This is a genomic window from Streptomyces sp. R41 (assembly GCF_041053055.1).
Classification (GTDB): domain Bacteria; phylum Actinomycetota; class Actinomycetes; order Streptomycetales; family Streptomycetaceae; genus Streptomyces.
In genome coordinates, this window is record NZ_CP163443.1 from 9,064,531 (window position 1) to 9,081,653 (window position 17,123).

Consider the following 17,123-nt stretch of genomic DNA (forward strand, 5'->3'; position numbering starts at 1 on the left):
TGAAGTCCAGGAGGGCGTTTCCCGCATGAAGCGGCAGATCTTCACCGCCGAGCACGACGCGTTCCGCGAGACCGTGCGCACCTTCCTCGCCAAGGAGGTGCTGCCCCACTACGAACAGTGGGAGAAGGACGGCATCGTCTCGCGCGACGCCTGGCGGGCGGCCGGGAAGCAGGGGCTGCTCGGTCTCGCCGTTCCCGAGGAGTACGGAGGCGGCGGCAACGCCGACTTCCGCTACAGCGCCGTACTCGCCGAGGAGTTCACGCGCGCGGGGGCCGCGGGGCTCGCCCTCGGGCTGCACAACGACATCATCGGGCCGTATCTGACGGACCTGGCCACCGAGGAGCAGAAGCGGCGCTGGCTGCCCGGATTCTGCGACGGTTCGCTGATCACGGCGATCGCCATGACCGAGCCCGGCGCCGGATCCGACCTCCAGGGCATCAAGACGCACGCCGAGGACAAGGGCGACCACTGGCTGCTCAACGGCTCCAAGACCTTCATCTCCAACGGCATCCTGGCCGACCTGGTGATCGTGGTCGCGAAGACGACACCCGAAGGCGGTGCGCACGGGCTGTCGCTGCTCGTCGTCGAGCGCGGCATGGAGGGCTTCGAGCGCGGCCGCAACCTCGACAAGATCGGCCAGAAGTCCCAGGACACGGCCGAGCTGTTCTTCAACGACGTACGCGTCCCCAAGGAGAACCTGCTCGGCGAGCCGAACGGCGCCTTCGTCCATCTGATGACGAACCTCGCGCAGGAGCGCATGGGCATCGCCGTCGCCGGCATCGCGGCCGCCGAGTACCTGCTGGAGATCACCACCGCATACGTCAAGGAGCGTGAGGCCTTCGGGCGGCCGCTCTCCAAGCTCCAGCACATCCGCTTCGAGATAGCCGAGATGGCCACCGAGTGCGCCGTCACCCGGACGTTCCTCGACCGCTGCATCGTCGATCACTCGAACGGGGAACTGGACGCGGTGCACGCCTCGATGGCCAAGTGGTGGGCCACCGAACTGCAGAAGCGGGTCGCGGACCGCTGCCTCCAACTGCACGGCGGCTACGGGTACATGGCGGAGTACCGCGTCGCCAGGGCCTTCACCGACGGACGTATCCAGACCATTTACGGCGGGACCACCGAGATCATGAAGGAGATCATCGGCCGTTCCCTGCTCGGCTGACCCTCACAGCCCAGCTCAGCCCTCCCGGCTCTCTTGAAAGGCTTACCAGTGAGCACCGAAGCGTACGTGTACGACGCGATCCGCACCCCACGCGGCCGCGGCAAGGCGAACGGCGCCCTGCACGGCACCAAGCCCATCGACCTGGTCGTCGGGCTCATCCACGAGGTCCAGCGCCGCTTCCCGGGTCTCGACCCGGCCGCGATCGACGACATCGTCCTCGGTGTCGTGGGCCCGGTCGGCGACCAGGGCTCCGACATCGCCCGCATCGCCGCGGTCGCCGCCGGACTGCCCGACACGGTCGCCGGCGTCCAGGAAAACCGCTTCTGTGCCTCCGGTCTGGAAGCGGTCAACATGGCGGCGATGAAGGTCCGCTCCGGCTGGGAGGACCTCGTCCTCGCGGGCGGCGTCGAGTCGATGTCGCGGGTGCCGATGGCCTCGGACGGCGGCGCCTGGTTCGCCGACCCGATGACCAACATGGCCACCAACTTCGTGCCGCAGGGCATCGGCGCCGACCTCATCGCCACCATCGAGGGCTTCTCGCGGCGGGATGTCGACGAGTACGCGGCCCTGTCCCAGGAGCGGGCTGCCGCCGCCTGGAAGGACGGACGCTTCGAGAAGTCCGTCGTCCCCGTCAGGGACCGCAGCGGGCTCGTCGTCCTCGACCACGACGAGCACATGCGCCCCGGCACCACCGCCGACTCGCTCGCCAAGCTGAAGCCGTCGTTCGCCGACATCGGCGAGCTGGGCGGATTCGACGCCGTGGCGCTGCAGAAGTACCACTGGGTCGAGGAGATCGACCACGTCCACCACGCGGGCAACTCCTCCGGAATCGTCGACGGCGCCTCCCTCGTCGCCATCGGCTCGAAGGAGGTCGGCGAGCGCTACGGCCTCACCCCCCGCGCGCGGATCGTCTCCGCTGCCGTCTCCGGTTCCGAGCCCACCATCATGCTCACCGGACCCGCGCCCGCGAGCCGCAAGGCGCTCGCCAAGGCCGGACTGACCATCGACGACATCGACCTCGTCGAGATCAACGAGGCCTTCGCCGCGGTCGTGCTGCGGTTCGCGAAGGACATGGGCCTGTCCCTGGACAAGGTCAACGTCAACGGCGGCGCGATCGCGCTGGGCCACCCGCTCGGCGCGACCGGCGCGATGATCCTCGGCACCCTCGTCGACGAACTGGAGCGCCAGGACAAGCGCTACGGCCTCGCCACGCTGTGCGTGGGCGGCGGCATGGGCATCGCCACGATCGTCGAGCGCGTCTGACCTCTCCCAACGGATACACGGATCAACGGAGCACCCCTGATGAGCACTGAGTCCACCACCATCCGCTGGGAACAGGACGAGACCGGCGTCGTCACCCTCGTCCTCGACGACCCCAACCAGTCCGCCAACACCATGAACCAGGCCTTCAAGGACTCGATCGCGGCGATCGCCGAGCGCGCCGAGGCCGAGAAGGACTCCATCCGCGGCATCATCTACACCTCCGCCAAGAAGACCTTCTTCGCGGGCGGCGACCTCAAGGACATGATCCAGGCCGGGCCGGAGAACGCCCAGCAGGCCTTCGACACCGGTACGGCCATCAAGTCCTCCCTGCGCCGCATCGAGACCCTGGGCAAGCCGGTCGTCGCCGCCATCAACGGCGCGGCGCTCGGCGGCGGATACGAGATCGCCCTCGCCTCCCACCACCGCATCGCCCTCGACGCGCCGGGCTCCAAGATCGGCCTGCCCGAGGTGACCCTCGGTCTGCTGCCCGCCGGCGGCGGCGTCACCCGCACCGTCCGCCTCATGGGCATCACGGACGCCCTCCTGAAGGTGCTGCTCCAGGGAACCCAGTACTCCCCGAAGCGGGCCCTGGAGAGCGGCCTCGTGCACGACTTGGCGGCGACCCCCGAGGAGATGCTCGCCAAGGCGCGCGCCTTCATCGACGCCAACCCCGAGTCGCAGCAGCCCTGGGACAAGCCGGGCTACAAGATCCCGGGCGGTACGCCGTCGAACCCGAAGTTCGCCGCCAACCTGCCCGCTTTCCCGGCCAACCTGAAGAAGCAGCTGAACGGCGCCCCGTACCCGGCACCGCGCAACATCATGGCGGCCGCCGTCGAGGGCTCGCAGGTCGACTTCGAGACCGCGCTGACCATCGAGGCGCGCTACTTCACCGAGCTGGTCACCGGCCAGACCGCGAAGAACATGATCCAGGCGTTCTTCTTCGACCTCCAGGCGGTCAACTCCGGTGCCAACCGGCCCAAGGGCATCGAGCCGCGCCAGGTCCGCAAGGTCGCCGTCCTCGGCGCCGGGATGATGGGCGCGGGCATCGCCTACTCGTGCGCCCGTGCGGGCATCGACGTCGTCCTCAAGGACGTGTCCGCCGAGGCGGCGGCCAAGGGCAAGGCCTACTCCGAGAAGCTCTGCGCGAAGGCCGTCTCCCGGGGCCGTACCAGCCAGGACAAGGCCGACGCCCTCCTTGCGCGCATCACGCCCACCGCGGACCCGAACGAGCTGGCCGGCTGCGACGCCGTGATCGAGGCCGTCTTCGAGGACACGGCGCTCAAGCACAAGGTGTTCCAGGAGATCCAGAACATCGTCGAGCCGGACGCACTGCTGTGCTCCAACACCTCGACCCTGCCGATCACCGTGCTCGCCGAGGGCGTGGACCGGCAGGACGACTTCATCGGGCTGCATTTCTTCTCGCCCGTCGACAAGATGCCGCTCGTCGAGATCATCAAGGGCGAGCGCACCGGCGACGAGGCACTGGCGCGCGCCTTCGACCTCGTACGGCAGATCAAGAAGACCCCGATCGTCGTCAACGACTCGCGCGGCTTCTTCACCTCCCGCGTCATCGGGCACTTCATCAACGAGGGCGTCGCGATGGTCGGTGAGGGCATCGAGCCCGCGTCCGTCGAGCAGGCCGCCGCCCAGGCCGGCTACCCGGCCAAGGTCCTCTCCCTGATGGACGAGCTCACGCTCACCCTGCCGCGCAAGATCCGCAAGGAGTCGAAGCAGGCCGTCGAGGAGGCGGGCGGCACCTGGCAGACGCACCCGGCCGAGGCGGTCATCGACCGCATGGTCGAGGAGTTCGGCCGCAGCGGGCGCAGCGGCGGCGCGGGCTTCTACGAGTACGGGGAGGACGGCAAGCGCGGCAAGCTGTGGCCGGGGCTGCGTGAGCACTTCACCAAGCCGGGCTACGAGATCCCGTTCAAGGACATGCAGGAGCGCATGCTCTTCTCCGAGGCGCTGGACACCGTCCGGCTCCTGGAGGAAGGAGTGCTGACCTCGGTCGCCGACGCCAACATCGGGTCCATCTTCGGCATCGGCTTCCCGGGCTGGACCGGCGGCGTGCTCCAGTACATCAACGGGTACGACGGCGGCGGGTCAGGTGCGGGCGCCGGGCTGCCCGGATTCGTGGCACGCGCGCGTGAACTCGCCGAGCGCTACGGGGAGCGGTTCACGCCGCCCGCGCTGCTCGTCGAGAAGGCGGAGAAGGGCGAGCGGTTCAGCGACAAGTAGCGCGAAGAGTTCGGCGACACGTGACGTATCGCTGAGTGGTATGCGGGGCTTGCTCCTCGGGGGCGGGCACCGGACGCTGACCCGCGAACCGGTACTCGCCCCCACCGAGGAGCTCCCATGGGTCGCCGCCCCGCCCTCGCCCTGCTGGACATTCTGCGCGGCGAGGGCGTGGACCGCGTCTTCGGCAACCCCGGCACCACCGAACTGCCCTTGCTGGCCGCCCTCGCGGAAACCAAGGACGCGCCCGAGTACGTCCTCGGCATCCACGAGGGCGCGGTCGTCTCCATGGCCGACGGATACGCCCGCGCCACCGGGCGGCCCGCCTTTGTCAGCCTGCACATCGCGGCCGGGCTCGCCAACGGACTCATCGGCCTGCTCAACGCCCGCCGCTCACGCACCCCGCTGGTGGTGATCGCGGGCCAGCAGGACCGCCGCCACCTCCAGCAGGACCCCATGCTGTCGGGCGACCTCATCGGGCTAGCCCGCCCGGCGGTCAAGGCGGCCGTCGACGTCCAGCACGCCCGTGACCTGCCGCTCGCCGTGCGCCGGGCCTTCGCCCTGGCCGTACGGCCGCCCGCGGGACCGGTGTTCCTCTCCGTGCCGATGGACCTGCTCACCGAGGACACCGAGGTCGACGTCCCGGCCCGTACGCCGACACCCCTTACAGGGCCGGCCGTTGGCCTGGAGCGCGCCGCCGTGCTGCTGGGCGCCGCCACCCGCCCCGTGATCGTCGCGGGAGACGGCGTGGGCCGCGACGACGCCGTCCCGGCGCTCGTGCGCGCGGCCGAGACCTGCGGCGCGCCCGTTCACCACCAGCCGATGGCCGACTGCCTGAACTTCCCGACCACGCACCCCCTGTACGCGGGCATGCTGCCTCCGCGCCACGACGCGATCCGCGACGCGCTCACGCCGTACGACACCGTGCTCATCGCGGGCGCGCACGCGTTCACCCCGCACCACTACAGCCCCGGTCCCGCGCTGCCACCCGGCCTCACCGTCGTGCAACTCGACTCCGACCCCGCCGAGATCGGCCGCAACTTCCCCGCCGACAGCGGACTCGTCGGCGCGCTCGCCCCCTCCCTCGACCGGCTCGCCGAGCTGCTGCGCGAACACGTGCCCGCGCACACCGCGAAGGCCCGAGTGCTGCGCGCCGGCGAGCGACATACCGCCGAGCGGAACCGCACGGAGGCCGCCGCCCGGGCCGCCTACTCCCCGGCGCCGCTCGCGCCCTGGGCCGCCGCGCACGCCGTGGCGCGCGGACTGCCGCCGGACGCCGCGGTCGTCGAAGAGGCCATCACGGTCGGCCTGTTGCTGCGCCGGCTCGTGCGCCTCGACCGTCCCGGCAGCTATACGCACACCGTCGGCGGCGGCCTCGGCTGGGGGATCGGGGCCGCCGTCGGCCGGGCGCTCGCCGAACCCGGGCGACCGGTTGTCGCCGTCCTCGGCGACGGCTGCGCACTCTTCGGCCTCCAGGGACTGTGGAGCGCGGCGCGCTCTGCGGTACCCGTGCTGTTCGTGGTGATGAGCAACGGCGTCTACCGCACACTTCAGGACACGTACCAGGCGATGGGAGACCACGGCCCTTGTCCCGGAACGGAGTTGGGCACACTCGACTTCACGCAGGCGGCGCGCTTCTTCGGCGTCGACGCGGTCCGGGCGGCGAGCGCCGATCACCTACGCGAACTCGTATCGGGGGCAGGGGAGTTGACCGGTCCCCTCCTCGTCGACGTACCACTTGGGCAGCGATGACCGACTCACAGTGACTCGCACCTTGTCAACCGACCCCGGGCGCCCCGACCATCGGTCCATGACGGACGGTCCGGCGCCCAAGTCGGTGCTCGCGCGCGGGGCGGCGCTGCTGCGTGCCTGCGGGGATTCCGAGGGCGCCCTGAGCCTCGCCGAGCTGGCGCTGCGCACCGGGCTGCCCAAACCGAGCGCGCACCGCCTGATCGGCGAGCTGGTCCGGCTCGGGCTGGTCGAGCGCACTCCCGATGGGCTCTACCGCATCGGGCTCGCCCTCTTCGTGCTCGGTCAGTCGGCGCCGTCCGCCCGGGAGTTGCGGGACGCCGCGCTGCCCTACCTGGGGGATCTCCACGAGGAGACCCACGAGAACGTGCACCTCGCCGTGCCCGACGGCCCCGACACCCTCTTCCTCGAGAAAGTCACCGGCCGCCGTGCCACCCCGATCGTCTCGCGCGCCGGAGGCCGGCTGCCCGCGCACTGCACGGCCACCGGCAAGATCTTTCTGGCCCACGATCCGCGTCCGCCGCACGGCGGACTGCCCCGGCTCACCCCGCGCACCCTCGTCCTGCCGGGGCAGCTCGCCCGTGACCTCGCCGCGACGCGCGCTCGCGGGTACGGCGTGAACCTGGAGGAGGCCGAGATCGGGGTCTCCGCGGTGGCGGCGCCCGTCTACGAACGGGGCCGGGGGCCGCGGCCGATCGCGGCGATCTCGGTCACCGGTGGTACGCGCCGCCTGGACATGGACCGGATCGGAGCGCGGGTGTGTGCGGCGGCCCGTGCCCTGACCCGCACGCTGTCGGCGTGACGGAGAGTCTTTCGCCCCCGCCGCCCCTGCCCATTCCCGTCCCTGGGGCTCCGCCCCAGACCCCGTTCGCGCGGTTCCCCGCGCCCCTGAAAAGGGGCGCGGGGAACCGCGCAATCTTTTAGCGGGGGGTCTGGGGGCGGCAGCCCCCAGGGGACGGGAATGGGCAGGGGCGGCGGGGGCGAACACCGCCTGGGCTGTCACCCCGACCCCGTCACCCCGACCCCGTCACCCCCGACTGCACCGCCACCGCCAGCGCATGCTCCGTAAGCCTCTCCCCACGCACCTCACCCACGACCCGCCCCCGCACGAAGACCAGCACCCGGTCACACACCTCGGTCAGCTCCGCCAGATCGGTGGAGGCGATCAGCACCGCCGCCCCGCCCGCCGCCAACTCACCCACAATGCGATGCATCTCGGCGCGCACCCCCACGTCGACACCTCGGGTCGGATCGTCGAGGACGACGATGCGGGGGTCCGTGGCGAGCCACTTCGCGAAGACGACCTTCTGCTGATTGCCACCGGAGAGGCGGGCCACCACGTCGTACGGACCGCCGCGCAGCCGGAGCCGGTCAGTCAAGTCGCCGGTGTGGCGGACGAGTTCGGCACGCGAGGGCAGCATGCCGCCGCGCCCCAGCGCCAGCCAGCTCACCGCGGTCGCGTTCTCCCACACCATCCGCTCGGCCATCAGCCCGCACCGTTTGCGATCACTGGGCACGAACGCGACCCCCGCGCGCACCGCGGCCCGAAGCGAGTGCGGCAGCCCCCGGCCGCCCACGTCGACCCGCCCCGCAGAGATCGCCGTACGCCCGCACACCACCTCCAACGCGGCGAGATGGCCCGCCCCCTGCAGTCCAGCCACCCCCACCACCTCGCCCGAGCGCACCGTGAAGGTGACATCGGCGAGCCGCCCCGGGACGCTGACCTCGGACAGCACCACCGGCGGTGGCCCGTCGGCGACGGCGCGCGTACGGCGTACGGGCTGGGGAGGCCGGCCACCCAGCATCGCCGTCACGAGCTCATTCACGTCCACGTCCTCCCGTCGCGCCCCGGCCAGCGCCACCCGTCCGTCCCGCAGCACGGTCACGCGCTGCGCGAAGCGCATCACCTCCTCCAGGAAGTGGGTGACGTACAGGACCGCGATGCCCCTCCCGGTGAGGGTGAGCAGCACTCGTTCGAGGCGGTCCACGGCGGCGGCCGACAGCGCGGAGGTCGGTTCGTCGAGCACAAGGATCTCGGGGCGCCGCAGCAGCGCCCGGGCGATCTCGGTCAACTGCTGGTCGGCCAGGGAGAGTTCGCCGAGAATCGTGCTGGGGTCGACGTCGAGTCCGAGCTCGGCGAGGACCGGGCGGGCGGCGCGGTCCGTGGCGCCCCGGTCGAGCAGGCCGAAGCGGCGATGGGGGTGCCCCCTGGTCGAGCGAAGACGAGAGCTTGAGGGAGGGCCGTAGGGGTAGAGGTTCTCGCGGACGGTGAGATCGGGAAAGAGGCTCAACTCCTGGGAGACGACGGCGATTCCACCGGCCGGCGCCTCCCGCGCGAGCAGCACCTACCCGTCGTCGGGCGCCACCGCGCCCGACAGGATCCGTACGAGCGTCGACTTGCCCGCCCCGTTCTCGCCGACCAGGGCGTGGACTTCGCCGCCGCGCAGGCTGATGCCCGCTCCGTCCAGGGCCTTTACCCCGCCGTACGACTTGACGAGGTCCCGCGCCACGAGCATGTCGCCGTCATTCATCTCAGCGCGCGTCCTTCAGGGGCTTGAGCTGGGCCTGCTGGTCGCCGAGCAGCTTGTCGATGGTCGGCTTGTACCAGTCGTACGCCGCCTTCGCGGACTTCTGCCGCGTGATGATCTCGTCGATGTTGGACTTGTCGACGACTCCGCCGGGGGACAGGAACCAGCCCTTCGGCAGCTTGCCGTCGTTGTCGCGCACGGCCTCGATCAGCATCGCCGTGGACAGATAGCCCTTGAGGAAGTGCTGCGGGTCGATGGTGACGAAGTTCGAGCCGTCCTTGACCGCGTCGAGGGTCTTGGGGTCGACATCGAAACCGGCCGTGAGCCAGGTGCCCTTCTCGGCCTTCTTGATCTTGGCGAGGTTGTAGCTGTCGGCGTCGCCGACCCCGAGGAAGGCCAGCGCCTTGGGGTGTGCGTTCACCTGTGCCGACCAGGAGCTGTAGTTCTGTCCGGGATCGCTGTACGTCTGGAAGGGGCCAAGGACCTTGACGTTCGGGGCCTCCTTCTTGAACGTGTCGGCGATGCCCTTGGCCCGGTTGTCCAGCACCGGAGTCCCGGGGTTGGGCACGCCGATGACGATCTGCCCCTTCGGATCGCTGCCCAGCCGCTTCAGCGCCTCCTTCGCCATCAGCTCGCCGAGCGCGTAATTGTCGTTGCCCACATAGAAGTCGACCTTGCTGCCGTCGGTCGGCGAGGTGTCGAGGGCGACGATCGGGATGCCCTGGTCGACGGCGCGGGCGGCCGGCCGGGTGAAGATCGGCGGGTCGAGGTTCTCCAGGACGATGCCGTCCTTGGCGCGGGCGGTGAGGTTCTGGAACAGCTGCACCTAGGCGGGCCCGTCCGTGTTGGGGGGCCCGACCGCCTTGAAGTTCACGTTGCCCTCGTGGCTCGCCGCGCTTTCCGCGCCGAGGACCATCTCGTGGGCGAAGTTCAGGCTGATGTTGGCCACGGCGATGCCCATATTGAGCTTGCCGTTCTTGCCGCCGGAGCCGTTGCCGCTGCCGCAGCCGGCCGCGGCGAGGAGGGCCAGCGCGGCGGGCACGGCCAGCAGCGTACGCAATCGGGGGTGCATCACGGCCTCCAAACAGGCTCCGAACGGGATCTGAACAGGCACAGGACCGAGGGGACTTCAACGGCGTCGGCGTCCCGTACGGCGCAGTGCGCTGTCCGCCGCGACCGCGACGAGGATCACCCCGCCCGTCGCGAACGACGTCCAGTTGATGGGTACTTCGAAGAAGACGAGCCCGGAGGCGACCACGGAGAGGATCATCGCGCCGGCCACCGCCCCGACCACCGAGCCCGCCCCCCGGCGAGCGGAGTGCCGCCGATGATGCACGCGGCGATGGCCTGCAACTCGTAGCCCTGACCGAGCGTCGGGTCACCGGCCCCGTAGAAGGCGAGCGCGAGCGCGGCCGCGCAGGCCGTGGTCAGCCCGGACAGGGCGAGTGCCTGGATGCGGGTGCGGACGACGGGGATGCCGCTGAACTCGGCGGCGTCGGGGTTGGACCCGATCGCCCGCACCCGCGCCCCGAACGGTGTCCGGGTCAGCACGACCGCCAGCACCACGACCACGGCGAGCAGCACCCACAGCGCGAACGGAACCCCCGCCGCGTCACCGCCCGCCAGCGTGAAGAACGAGTCGTCGAGCGGCAGATCGGTGATCTGCTTGCCGTCGGCGAGGGCGAGACCGACGCCCCGGTAGAGCATCAGCGTGCCCAGCGTCACGATGAACGACGGCAGCGCGAGCAGCGTCGTCACCAGTGCGTTGAAGACCCCGAGAACGGTCCCGGTGACCAGGACCACCGGGACCGCCAGCCAGGGCGCCGTCCCCTCCCGCACCAGCAGCGCCCCGACGACCAGACACATCGCGTACGTGCCGCCCACCGAGAGATCGACCTCGCGCATCGCGAGCGCGAAGACCATCCCGCACGCCATCAGGGAGATGTAGACGGAGTTGTGGGCGGTGGTGAGCAGATTGTCGCTGTCGAGGAAGTCCGGGTACGGGATGCCGATTCCGGCGATCAGCAGCCCGAGCACGACGAGCACGCCCAGCTCGTCACGGACCAGCCGCCGGGGCAGCGCCCCGAACTGCCGTCGTCCGCCGCCCTCTTCGCGGGCGCGCTCGGCGTCGTCCACGGCACGCTCGGTCTCTGTCATGGGACACGGCTCCCGTACGGCTGGCGCTGGCGGTCGCCCGCAGCGTGGGCTCCGCGAACGCCCGCGGCAACACGGCCGTTCCGGCGAGTGGAATGCGCCCTTGCCGAGCGCCTGACGGGTCCTCACACTCGGCGCATGGAGACACGTACCGCCCTGGTGACCGGAGCGGCACAGGGCCTCGGGCAGGAGTTCGCCGTCGCGCTGGCAGGGCGCGGATACCGGGTCGCGGGGTTGGATCTCGTACCGCAGCCGGAGACGGCCAAGCGGGTGCTGGACTACCTGGAGTTGATCGCCGACGTCACCGACGAGCAACAGATCGAGTCGGCGGTGGAGCGTGTCATCGACAGGTTCGGGACGCTGCACGTGCTCGTCAACAACGCGGGTGTCTACCCTGAGTCGGCCTTCGAGGACACCACGCCCGAGGAGTGGCGACGGATCATGCGCGTCAACCTGGAGGCCCCGTTCCTGGTGACGCGCGCCGCGTTGCCGCATATGAAGGCGGCGGGCTGGGGCCGGATCGTGAACATCACGTCGGCGGCCGTCCTCACCGCGCCGCCCACGATGGTCGCGTACGTCTCCTCGAAGGCGGGGCTGATCGGCTTCACGCGCGCGCTGGCCTCCGCCCTGGGGCCCTACGACATCACCGTCAACGCGATCGCGCCGAGCATGGTGCGCACGGCCACCGCCGAGCGGACCGTCGGCGCGGCCGGCGGCTTCGAGCACGTCCGCGCCCAGCAGGACGTCCCCAGGACCCAGGAGCCGCCCGATCTCGTCTCCACCCTCCTGTACGTGGTCGACGAGGGCAGCGGCTTCCTGACCGGCCAGACCCTCAATGTGGCAGGCGGGTCCGCCTACTTGTGAGGGTTTTCTGTGCGTCCACCGGCGACGCAACCGGATCCGCCTCGTCCACGTCCTAGGCTGCCGTAGATCATGATCACGCCAACGGAGGGGCCGTACGTGCGGTGCACCACCAAGCGAGTGCTGCGAGGAGCCGGAGTCGGCGTTCTCGTCCTGTCGCTCGCGCTCACGGGATGCCAGGGCAAGAAGCACAAGAAGAAGAGCCGGGGGTACTCGTCCACCTCCCGCAGCCGCACCAACGGCGGTTCGACGGGAGGCGGGTCGCTGACCGGAGCCCGGCAGGCGCAGTCCGTGCTGCCGCCCGCGGACAGCATGCCCACCGCCCTGCGCACGGTCACCGAGGCGCTCTCCAGCCGCGCCAAGGCCCCCACGAGCTGCAAGGAGCCGTCCTCGAAATGCAGGAACGCCGTGGCGCACGGCGACGTCGGCTACAGCGGTTCCGGCGCCGGTGAGGGCGCCCGCTTCGAGGTCATCGTGTACAGCAACGCGAAGGCCGCATCGAAGGCGTTCAACGCCTGGGACAGCTACGCCCGCAACCGCACCAGCAAGCTCCAGGTGCTCAACACCCGGACGTACGACGCCGGAAGCGTCACCTTCCAGAACAAGTCCGTCTCCAAGGAGCACACCCAGGAGACGGTGATCCTCCAGGGGAAGTACATCGGCACCCTGGAGCACCGCGCCGACACCAACTCGGCGCGGTCGGGGGCCTCCGGCACCCTGACCGGTCTCGCCCAGATGTACGCCGAGCGGCTGCGGCAGCTCGCGGCAGGCGACACACCCACCGCGTCGGCGGCGGGGCTGAAGGTCTCGTAGAGCGGGGGGAGTGGCTCAGGACTCCTTGAGCCACTCCCGCAGTTCCTCCTTGAGCGAGCGCTGGAACGTGGTCAGCAGCGCCTGCACCACCAGCGGCTGCATGTGCGCCGACAGCGACTTCACCGCCGCCACCGACTCCCGCTCGCCCACCGCCTCCCGCAGCAGTGTGGACAGCTCGTGGGCGGCCGCACGCGAGTGCTCCAGAAGGACCGTGCGCGCCGCGAGGATCGACTCCTGCGCGAGCGGTACGTCGAGCAGTTGTACGCCGAGCCGCAGCAGCCCCGGGTCCACGCGGAAGGAGTCCGCGGTCCGCTCGATGACGCTCATCGCGGTGAGCCGGTCCAGGTCCCCGTCGTCCAGGGAGCGCCCTGCCCGCCGCTCCAGCTCCTCGCGCGTCACGTCCTCCGCCGCGTCGGGCGCCCAGGAGGCCACCACGGCACGGTGGATGGCGAGGTCGTGAGCGCTCAGGCCGGGCGGCAGCTGCGTCAGATAGCGCTCGATCGCGGCGAGCGTCATGCCCTGGTGCTGCAGCTCCTCGATGAGTGCGAGCCGGGCCAAGTGCTCCTGGCTGTAGTGGCCCACGCGCCGGGGACCGATCACGGGCGGCGGCAACAGCCCCTTGGTGCTGTAGAAGCGGACCGTACGGACCGTGACGCCCGCCCGCGCGGCCAGCTCGTCGACCGTGAGCGTCGGCTCTTCGGTGTCCGTCGTCATGGCAGGTCCTTGTCTCTCCGGGCTGTGCAGCGATCAGGAGCAGCGGTCGATCCGGTGCAACAGTATTGCTGTCTCACCAGTGTTGTGAAAGCGTCCGGAGCCCGGTGCACCGAGCCGACGGCGCCAGGAGGCGGTCATGACCACGATCCTGCGACTCCCCGGGGAACCCGCCGAACTCACGCTCCCCGCCCTGCTGCTGCGCAATGCCGAGGACCATGGAGATCTGCCGGCGCTGTCCTGGCGCACGGAGGACGGCTGGGCCACGCTCACCTGGAGCGAGGTGCGCCGTGAGGCCGCCGTCCTCGCCGCCGGATACGCGGACCTCGGCGTCGAGCGCGGCGAGCACGTCCTCATGATGATGAGCAACCGCCCCGAGCACTGGCTGAGCGACCTGGCGCTGACACACCTCGGCGCCGTGCCGGTCACCGTCTACGGCACCGCGGCCCCCGAACAGGTCGCGCACATCGCCCGGCACAGCCGCGCCCGCCTCGCGATCATCGAGGGGGTGCGTGAACTGGCGCGTTGGGAGCCGCTGCTGGAGGACTCCGGCACGCCACTGGAGCGACTGGTCGTCGCCGAGGCGGCGGAGGCGGGGCCCCATCGGACGTACGACTCCCTCAAGGGGCGGGCGAGCGCCGACGAGGGGCGGGAGACCGCCGACAAAGGCTGGTCCGAGACGCGCTCCACCGACCCCCTCACCGTCGTCTACACCTCGGGCACCACCGGCGACCCCAAGGGCGTACGCATCACCCACCGCAAGGTCGTCCTCAACGCGCTCGCGCTCGACCGCCTCGTCGAACTCCCCGACCATGTCGAGCACCTCTGCTATCTCCCCTTCGCGCACATCGCCGAGCGCATGCTCGGGATCTATCTGCCGGTGTTCCGCGCCTCGCATGTGTACCTGTGCGCGGAACCCACTCAGGTGGCCGCGATCGCGCGAGAACTGCACCCCGCGCAGTTCTTCGGGGTCCCGCGCGTGTGGGAGAAGCTCGCCTCCGCCGTACGGGCCGCGCTGGCCGGGCTTCCCGAGGAGCGGCGCCGGGCCGTGGAGGCCGCCAGGGAGACGGCACGCGCGCGCGTGGCCCGTCTCGAACGGGGCGAGGAGCCGTCCGCCGAGCTGGAACAGGCGTACCGCGCGGCGAAGGAACAGGTGCTCGACCCGATCCTCGCCCTTGCCGGATTCGACCGACTGACGTGGACGGCGAGCGCCTCGGCTCCGATGCCGCCGGACGTCGTGGACTTCTGGGCGGGCTTCGGCTTCGCGATCATGGACGCGTGGGGGCTGACGGAGACGATCGGGGTCGCCACCACCAACAGTCCCACCGCCTTCCGGCTCGGTTCGGTGGGCAAGCCCCTGGACGGCCTGGAACTCCGCCTCGCCGAGGACGGCGAGATCTTCGTACGGGGTGCGACCGTCTTCGACGGCTATCTGTGCGCGGACGGCTCGGTCGAGGACGCCCGTGACGCCGACGGCTGGTTCGCCACCGGTGACATCGGGCGGATCGACCAGGACGGCTTCCTCTGGCTCACCGACCGCAAGAAGGAAATGATCGTGACCTCGACGGGCAAGAACGTCTCGCCCGCGCTCGTCGAGAACGCGCTCAAGGAGCATCCCTTCGTGGACCAGGCCTATGTGCACGGCGACGGGCGTTCCTACCTGGTGGCCCTGCTTGTCCCGGACCCGTCGGCGGCGACCGACCCGGCAGCGCTGCAGGACGGCATCGCCCGCGCCGTGGAGCAGGCGAACGCGCGCCTCAGCCGCACCGAGCAGATCAAGCGCTACCGGGTGCTCGACCGCGAGTGGAGCCCGGAGACCGGCGAGCTCACGCCCTCGCTCAAGCTGCGCCGCAGGGCGATCCGGGAGCGCTACGGGCACGTGATCGAGGAGCTTTACACCCCTTGAATCAAAGGAGCTGTACGCCTCTGACCGGTGGCGTTACACCTCACGATCAGCCCCTGTACACCCCTTGATCACCATGTGAGATGTGCCGCTATGTGACGTGCGCCATCGCATACGGGGTGATCTCTGGGGGAAGGTGCCGCCTTGGTCTGTGCCGCGTCAGGGGCGGCACGGGCCGAGGAACATCCGGACACCCGCGCACCCAGTGCGTCGGGCGCACCAGAGAGTGGATCCACCCGTGAGCAAGGACGCCGTGGACACGGCCAAGGCCGCATCCCCCACCCACGCGACCCAGACGCCCGCGGACGCGGGCGACGCCGGTTACAGCAAGGACCTCAAGGCCCGTCACGTCAACATGATCGCGATCGGCGGCGCGATCGGCACCGGACTCTTCCTCGGAGCCGGCGGCCGCCTCCACAACGCTGGCCCCGCACTCGCGATCGCCTACCTCGTCTGCGGAATCTTCGCCTTCTTCGTCGTACGGGCCCTCGGCGAGCTGGTCCTCTACCGGCCCTCCTCGGGGTCCTTCGTGTCGTACGCGCGCGAGTTCCTCGGCGAGAAGGGCGCGTACGTCGCCGGGTGGATGTACTTCCTCAACTGGTCGACGACCGGAATCGCGGACATCACGGCGATCGCGCTCTACACGCACTACTGGAGCCTCTTCACCGACATCCCGCAGTGGACGCTGGCCCTGATCGCCCTCGCGGTGGTCCTGGCCGTGAACCTGATCTCGGTGAAGATCTTCGGCGAGATGGAGTTCTGGTTCGCGATCATCAAGGTCGCCACCCTCGTCGCCTTCATGCTGATCGGCATCTTCCTGCTGGCCACGCAGCACGAGGTCGGCGGGACCACGCCCGGCCTGAGCGTCATCACGGACCACGGCGGCATCCTCCCGCACGGCATGATGCCGGTCGTCCTGGTCATGCAGGGCGTGATCTTCGCGTACGCCGCCCTGGAGCTGGTCGGTGTCGCCGCGGGCGAGACCGCCGAGCCGGAGAAGGTCGTCCCGCGCGCGGTGAACTCGATCATGTGGCGCGTGGGTCTGTTCTACGTCGGCTCGGTCGTCCTGCTCGCCCTGCTGCTGCCCGGCTCGGTCTACTCGGCAGACCAGAGCCCCTTCGTCACGGTCCTCTCCAAGATCGGCGTCCCGGCGGCCGGTGACGTCATGAACCTGGTCGTTCTGACGGCCGCCATGTCGTCGCTGAACTCCGGTCTGTACTCCACCGGCCGCATCCTGCGCTCCATGGCCATGGCGGGCTCGGCCCCCAAGTTCACCGCGAGGATGAACCGCAGCCAGGTCCCGTACGGCGGCATCCTGCTCACCTGCGCGGTGTGCGTGCTCGGCGTCGGCCTCAACTACCTCATGCCGAGCCAGGCCTTCGAGATCGTCCTGAACGTGGCCTCCCTCGGCATCATCAGCACCTGGGTGATCATCATGATCTGCCATCTGGTGTTCGTCCGCCGCGCCAAGGAGGGGGTGGTGACGCGTCCGTCGTTCCGCCTCCCGGGCAGCCCGGTCACCGAGATCGTCACCATCGCCTTCCTGCTCGCCGTGCTCGGCCTGATGTGGAACGACCCCGAGGTCGGCCGGAAGACGCTGCTGCTCATCCCGGTGATCGCGGCCCTGCTGGTCGGCGGCTGGTTCGCGCTGCGCCGCCGGATCTCGAAGGCCGAGGACCAGGAGCTGAGCGAGCTCACGAAGTAGCAGGTCACGGGCCACTGTCAGTGGCAGCGCCTA

General features: G+C 70.3%; 15 protein-coding genes and 1 pseudogene. 9 read left to right on the forward strand and 7 right to left on the reverse strand.

Features of this window, described 5'->3' with window-relative positions:
* Window positions 1-25: 25 nt before the first annotated feature.
* The 5 genes from AB5J53_RS41160 to AB5J53_RS41180 all read left to right on the forward strand — a co-directional run bounded on the left by AB5J53_RS41160 (window position 26) and on the right by AB5J53_RS41180 (window position 7,217).
* On the forward strand, window positions 26-1,168 hold the full coding sequence (locus AB5J53_RS41160; RefSeq protein WP_369250692.1) for an acyl-CoA dehydrogenase family protein: 1,143 nt from the start codon (window positions 26-28) through the stop codon (window positions 1,166-1,168).
* 48 nt (window positions 1,169-1,216) lie between these two features.
* On the forward strand, window positions 1,217-2,431 hold the full coding sequence (locus AB5J53_RS41165; RefSeq protein WP_369250693.1) for an acetyl-CoA C-acetyltransferase: 1,215 nt from the start codon (window positions 1,217-1,219) through the stop codon (window positions 2,429-2,431).
* Window positions 2,432-2,470: 39 nt separating this feature from the next.
* Window positions 2,471-4,669: a 3-hydroxyacyl-CoA dehydrogenase NAD-binding domain-containing protein gene (locus AB5J53_RS41170; protein WP_369250694.1), complete on the forward strand. Its 2,199-nt coding sequence runs from the start codon at window positions 2,471-2,473 to the stop codon at window positions 4,667-4,669.
* Between the two features lie 117 nt (window positions 4,670-4,786).
* Window positions 4,787-6,418, forward strand: coding sequence for a thiamine pyrophosphate-binding protein (locus AB5J53_RS41175; RefSeq protein WP_369250695.1), 1,632 nt, complete (start codon window positions 4,787-4,789; stop codon window positions 6,416-6,418).
* Window positions 6,419-6,476: 58 nt separating this feature from the next.
* Window positions 6,477-7,217 (forward strand): IclR family transcriptional regulator, encoded by a 741-nt coding sequence (locus AB5J53_RS41180; protein WP_369250696.1) that lies wholly within the window; start codon window positions 6,477-6,479, stop codon window positions 7,215-7,217.
* A gap of 211 nt (window positions 7,218-7,428) precedes the next feature.
* Here the strand turns inward: AB5J53_RS41180 and AB5J53_RS41185 are convergent, their stop codons facing one another.
* The 6 genes and pseudogenes from AB5J53_RS41185 to AB5J53_RS41210 form a co-directional block, all read right to left on the reverse strand.
* Window positions 7,429-8,319, reverse strand: coding sequence for an ATP-binding cassette domain-containing protein (locus AB5J53_RS41185; RefSeq protein WP_369252785.1), 891 nt, complete (start codon window positions 8,317-8,319; stop codon window positions 7,429-7,431).
* A 114-nt stretch (window positions 8,320-8,433) separates the two neighbouring features.
* Window positions 8,434-8,946, reverse strand: a pseudogene (locus AB5J53_RS41190) (ATP-binding cassette domain-containing protein); the annotation flags it as partial.
* A 1-nt stretch (window position 8,947) separates the two neighbouring features.
* Window positions 8,948-9,769 (reverse strand): sugar ABC transporter substrate-binding protein, encoded by an 822-nt coding sequence (locus tag AB5J53_RS41195; RefSeq protein WP_369250697.1) that lies wholly within the window; start codon window positions 9,767-9,769, stop codon window positions 8,948-8,950.
* Window positions 9,770-10,015 (reverse strand): hypothetical protein, encoded by a 246-nt coding sequence (locus AB5J53_RS41200; protein WP_369250698.1) that lies wholly within the window; start codon window positions 10,013-10,015, stop codon window positions 9,770-9,772.
* A gap of 57 nt (window positions 10,016-10,072) precedes the next feature.
* The gene (locus AB5J53_RS41205) at window positions 10,073-10,213 is read right to left on the reverse strand and encodes a hypothetical protein (protein WP_369250699.1); all 141 of its coding nucleotides are present in this window, start codon (window positions 10,211-10,213) and stop codon (window positions 10,073-10,075) included.
* The gene (locus AB5J53_RS41210; protein WP_369250700.1) at window positions 10,210-11,100 is read right to left on the reverse strand and encodes an ABC transporter permease; all 891 of its coding nucleotides are present in this window, start codon (window positions 11,098-11,100) and stop codon (window positions 10,210-10,212) included. Before AB5J53_RS41210 ends, AB5J53_RS41205 begins: the two co-directional genes overlap by 4 nt.
* Before the next feature lie 135 nt (window positions 11,101-11,235).
* Here AB5J53_RS41210 and AB5J53_RS41215 point away from each other — a divergent pair, with 135 nt between their 5' ends.
* Both AB5J53_RS41215 and AB5J53_RS41220 read left to right on the forward strand, forming a co-directional pair.
* Window positions 11,236-11,961 (forward strand): SDR family NAD(P)-dependent oxidoreductase, encoded by a 726-nt coding sequence (locus AB5J53_RS41215; protein ID WP_369250701.1) that lies wholly within the window; start codon window positions 11,236-11,238, stop codon window positions 11,959-11,961.
* 69 nt (window positions 11,962-12,030) lie between these two features.
* Complete coding sequence (locus AB5J53_RS41220; RefSeq protein ID WP_369250702.1) at window positions 12,031-12,771, forward strand: hypothetical protein; 741 nt, start codon at window positions 12,031-12,033, stop codon at window positions 12,769-12,771.
* 15 nt (window positions 12,772-12,786) lie between these two features.
* Here the strand turns inward: AB5J53_RS41220 and AB5J53_RS41225 are convergent, their stop codons facing one another.
* Window positions 12,787-13,485 carry a MerR family transcriptional regulator gene (locus tag AB5J53_RS41225; RefSeq protein WP_369250703.1) on the reverse strand — a complete coding sequence of 233 codons (699 nt, stop codon included), beginning with the start codon at window positions 13,483-13,485 and terminating at the stop codon, window positions 12,787-12,789.
* 136 nt (window positions 13,486-13,621) lie between these two features.
* Between AB5J53_RS41225 and AB5J53_RS41230 the strand changes: the two genes are divergently transcribed.
* Entirely contained in the window at window positions 13,622-15,388 is a 1,767-nt protein-coding gene (locus AB5J53_RS41230; protein WP_369250704.1) for a long-chain fatty acid--CoA ligase, read from the forward strand.
* 235 nt (window positions 15,389-15,623) lie between these two features.
* Complete coding sequence (locus AB5J53_RS41235; RefSeq protein ID WP_369250705.1) at window positions 15,624-17,090, forward strand: amino acid permease; 1,467 nt, start codon at window positions 15,624-15,626, stop codon at window positions 17,088-17,090.
* Window positions 17,091-17,123 lie beyond the last annotated feature (33 nt).